The following is a 3,460-nucleotide window of genomic DNA, read 5'->3' as shown; positions in this document are numbered from 1 at the left end:
GGGGGGCGGGGGGCCCGTGGGGGGGACTGGGCTACTGGCGGTGGGGGGGGGGGGGGGGGGGGGGCGCCGCGGGGGGGGGGGGGGCCGGGGGGGGGGGGGGGGGGGGGGGCGGACGCGCCGCCGGGGACGGCGGCGGGGGCGGCCTTGCTCTGTGGGGCGAACAGGCCGATCGTCAGGAACATGGTCAGGGCGAGTACTAACAGCCTTGCCAGCTGCGGGAGTCGCAGCAGACGCGCGGAACTCACGTGGGGGCCTCCGGGCCGTCGTCGGCCGCATTGGGGGTGCGGCCGGTGGGGTGGTGAGGACCGTTGGCGACGGCGCCTCGTGGGCGGTTCCGTCGTACACACGGTGGGGAGTGTGACATGTACCATGGCACACATCACATGACGTTGAATAGCCCCGCTCCTGTGAGCGATTCGCGGAGGAACGACGCAGGGGCCGTGCCGGCGAATCGCCAGCACGGCCCCTGCGCTTGGGGGTTGACGCCCCGCTCGGCTACTTCCGCAGCAGCAGGATCACGCCCGCCGTCACCAGGCCGACCAGGACCGCCGCCGCGCCGTACGCCAGTCGGTGCGCGCGCAGCACCGGGAGGAAGCGGTCCACGGCGTAGCGGCCCGGACCGGTCAGGGCGAGCGCGGCGGCACCCGCCGTGAGCAGCAGCTCGTACTCGCTGCCCTTCGGGGCGAAGAAGCCGCCGCCCCAGGTGACGGCGATCGCGTTGACCATCGTGCCGACGATCGCGGCACCCGCCAGCGGGGTCAGCAGGCCGACGGCGAGGGCCAGTCCGCCGAGCGTCTCGGTGAGGCCGGCGACCACGGCCATGGCGTTGCCCGCCGGATAGCCGCTCATGGTGAAGAACTGACCGGTGCCGTCGATCCCGCCGCCGCCGAACCAGCCGAACAGCTTCTGGCTGCCGTGCGCGGCCATCGTCAGGCCGAGGGCCAGGCGCAGGAGCAGGAGTCCGGCGTCGTAGGCGTGCGGGGAGGTCGTCGCGGAGTCGGGGGTCGCCCGGCCCGGGAGGACGGTGGTGGTGGGGGCGGTCGTGCTCGGGCTGCTGCTCGGCATGCGCGTCTCCATCGATCGGGATCGGTCGTAGGGGTGTGGTGGCGCGGCCGGGCGGGTCATCCCGCGGCTGTTGTTCAAATTTGAACCGGCCACTCCTCGACCGTACCTTGGAGTTCGAATTTGAACAACTGACGGGTCGTGGACAACTCGCGGGCCCGACCCCGCCCGGGGCAGGGTGGAGACATGGCTCAACGCAGGCAGCACCGGCGGACCGCGGCACCCGGCGCGCCCTACCCCGAAGCCCTCGCCGCCTTCGGCGAACGCGTCCGGCTGACCACCCCCCGCCAGTGGGACGCCCCCACCCCGTGCGCCGACTGGTCCGTCCGCGAGCTCGTCAACCACCTCACCGGCGAACAGCTGTGGATCCCCGAACTGCTGATGGGCGCCACCATCTCCGAAGTCGGCAGCCGCTTCGACGGCGACGTCCTCGGCGACGACCCGGTCACCGCCTGGACGGAAGCCGCCGACGCCGCCCGGGACGCCTTCGCCGTCCCCGGCGCCACCGAACTCACCGTCCACCTCTCCTTCGGGGACGTCTCCGGGCAGTACTACCTGGACCAGCTCACCACCGACCTCGTCATCCACAGCTGGGACCTCGCCGAAGCCATCGGACGGCGCACCCGGCTCCCGGCGGAACTCGTCGACTTCGCCCTCGGCGAGTTCGCCGGCTACGGGGACCTCTCCGGGAGCGGCCTGTTCGACCCGCCCCTGCCCGTCCCCGACGACGCCGGCCCGCAGACCCGCCTGCTCGCCCTCACCGGGCGGCGCGACCGGCCCTGACACGGCTGGGGTGCGGCACGACCGGCCTGACCTGCGGCGGCCGGCGTGGCGCGACCGGCCCTGACCTGCGGCGACCGGCGTGGTGCCCGACGCCGGATACTGGAAGGAGCGGGGGCCGCGATCCGTGCGAGAGGCGGGCACGCCATGAGCCGCAGGCCGGACATCCTCGGCGAGTTCACCGCCGACCACCGGGCGGTCACCGAGCTGCTCGACCGGATCGAGCGGACACCCGCCGGCGCCGCCGAGCGCACCAACCTGCTGGCCCGGCTGACCGACCTGCTGTTCACCCACTGCGCGGCCGAGGAGGAACACCTCTTCCCGCTCGTGCAGCACGACGTGCCGGACGGCGGGGCGCTGGTGTTCGGCAGCATCCACGAGCACCTGGCGATCGGGCAGTACCTCTCCGACCTCCAGGGCCTCGGCCCGGCCGACCCGGCCTTCGACACCCTGCTGCGCGGCCTCGCCGACACCCTGCGGCGCCACCTCGCCGTCGAGGAGAAGCAGCTCTTCCCGGCCGCCCGCAAGGCCCTGCCCGCCACCGCCCGAGCCGCCCTCGGCGACCGGCTGCGGGCCGAACGCGCGGAAACCGCCGAGGGCCCCGAGGGCCTTGAGGGCGCGGGGCCCGCCGAAGCGGGCGCAGCGGGGCCGTGAGCCTCAGTTCTTCGGGCTGATCACCGCGAAGCGGCCGCCCTCCCGGTCCTGCAACCGGGCCACCCGCCCGTACGGGGAGTCGAAGGCGGCCCCCACCGCCGAACCGCCCAGCTCCACGGCCCGGGCCAGCGCCCGGTCGGCGTCCGGGACGGCGAAGGACACCTCCCAGTGCGGCGACAGCCCCGCCGCACCGCCCGCCTGCTCCCTCGCCAGCGCGGCGACGCTGTGGCCCTCCGCCCGCAGCACCACCCGGTCGTGCTCCCAGCGGACGTCGAACCGCTCCGGGTCACGGCCGTCCCAGCGGAACACCTGCCCGTAGAACAGCGCCGCCGCGAACGGGTCCGGCGTGCGCAGCTCGATCCAGACCGGCGCGCCCGGCAGGTCCAGCCGCCGGGCCCGGCCCAGCGGGCCCTCCCAGATGCCGAACACCGCCCCGGCCGGGTCCGCCGCGAAGGCCACCCGCCCGGCGTCGAAGGCCAGCGGGCCCACCGCCAGGGTCGCGCCGCGCTCGCGCACCGCGTCGGCGGCCTCGTCCGCGCTCTCCGTACCGAAGTAGCTGGTCCACGCCACCGGCATCGCCCAGTCGCTGCCCGCGACCCCCAGCCCGGCCACCGCCTCCCCGCCGGTCACCGCGTGCAGGTACGGGCCGAAGCGGTCCGGCGCCGGCTCGAACTCCCAGCCGAGCAGCGGCCCGTAGAACGCCTTCGCCCCCTCCAGGTCCCGGGCCGTCAGGCTCACCCAGCACGGAACGGCCGCCACGCAGCGCACCTTGGCGGTCTCACCGCTGCCCATCGCGGACCTCCTCGCCCCCCGGCCGCCGGGCCCCTCCCGACTCCCACGACCCACCGGCCGCCCGGGACGCCCACAGCCTAGGGCCTCCCTTTCGGATCACGTCGGATCAGCGCGCGGCGTCGGAGTGCGTGCATCGCAAGGCGGAGGAGGGAGTCCATGCGGAGCATCGGCG

General features: G+C 75.1%; 4 protein-coding genes. 2 read left to right on the top strand and 2 right to left on the bottom strand.

The features are described from left to right. Positions 1 to 495: 495 nt before the first annotated feature. Positions 496 to 1,065, bottom strand: a complete 570-nt coding sequence (locus ACFV6I_RS37190) for a DoxX family protein (RefSeq protein ID WP_063346958.1) — start codon at positions 1,063 to 1,065, stop codon at positions 496 to 498. A gap of 183 nt (positions 1,066 to 1,248) precedes the next feature. Here ACFV6I_RS37190 and ACFV6I_RS37185 point away from each other — a divergent pair, with 183 nt between their 5' ends. Together ACFV6I_RS37185 and ACFV6I_RS37180 are read left to right on the top strand one after the other, a co-directional pair. Further along, on the top strand, positions 1,249 to 1,845 hold the full coding sequence (locus tag ACFV6I_RS37185; protein ID WP_380430462.1) for a TIGR03086 family metal-binding protein: 597 nt from the start codon (positions 1,249 to 1,251) through the stop codon (positions 1,843 to 1,845). A gap of 144 nt (positions 1,846 to 1,989) precedes the next feature. After that, positions 1,990 to 2,496 carry a hemerythrin domain-containing protein gene (locus ACFV6I_RS37180; RefSeq protein WP_380430460.1) on the top strand — a complete coding sequence of 169 codons (507 nt, stop codon included), beginning with the start codon at positions 1,990 to 1,992 and terminating at the stop codon, positions 2,494 to 2,496. 3 nt (positions 2,497 to 2,499) lie between these two features. On the opposite strand, the gene ACFV6I_RS37175 is transcribed toward ACFV6I_RS37180, so the two are convergent. Next, positions 2,500 to 3,288 carry a VOC family protein gene (locus ACFV6I_RS37175; protein WP_063346961.1) on the bottom strand — a complete coding sequence of 263 codons (789 nt, stop codon included), beginning with the start codon at positions 3,286 to 3,288 and terminating at the stop codon, positions 2,500 to 2,502. Positions 3,289 to 3,460: the final 172 nt, after the last annotated feature.

It is taken from the genome of Kitasatospora sp. NPDC059803, assembly GCF_042732255.1.
GTDB lineage: Bacteria > Actinomycetota > Actinomycetes > Streptomycetales > Streptomycetaceae > Kitasatospora.
The sequence above is the reverse complement of the archived record's forward strand: the minus strand, read 5'-3'. Positions and strand labels throughout refer to the sequence as shown.

Bases quoted from the DNA above. Each gene is read 5' to 3' on its own strand.
- ACFV6I_RS37190 (WP_063346958.1), bottom strand. From the start codon at position 1,065: ATGCCGAGCAGCAGCCCGAGCACGACCGCCCCCACCACCACCGTCCTC.
- ACFV6I_RS37180 (WP_380430460.1), top strand. From the start codon at position 1,990: ATGAGCCGCAGGCCGGACATCCTCGGCGAGTTCACCGCCGACCACCGG.
- ACFV6I_RS37175 (WP_063346961.1), bottom strand. From the start codon at position 3,288: ATGGGCAGCGGTGAGACCGCCAAGGTGCGCTGCGTGGCGGCCGTTCCG.
- ACFV6I_RS37185 (WP_380430462.1), top strand. From the start codon at position 1,249: ATGGCTCAACGCAGGCAGCACCGGCGGACCGCGGCACCCGGCGCGCCC.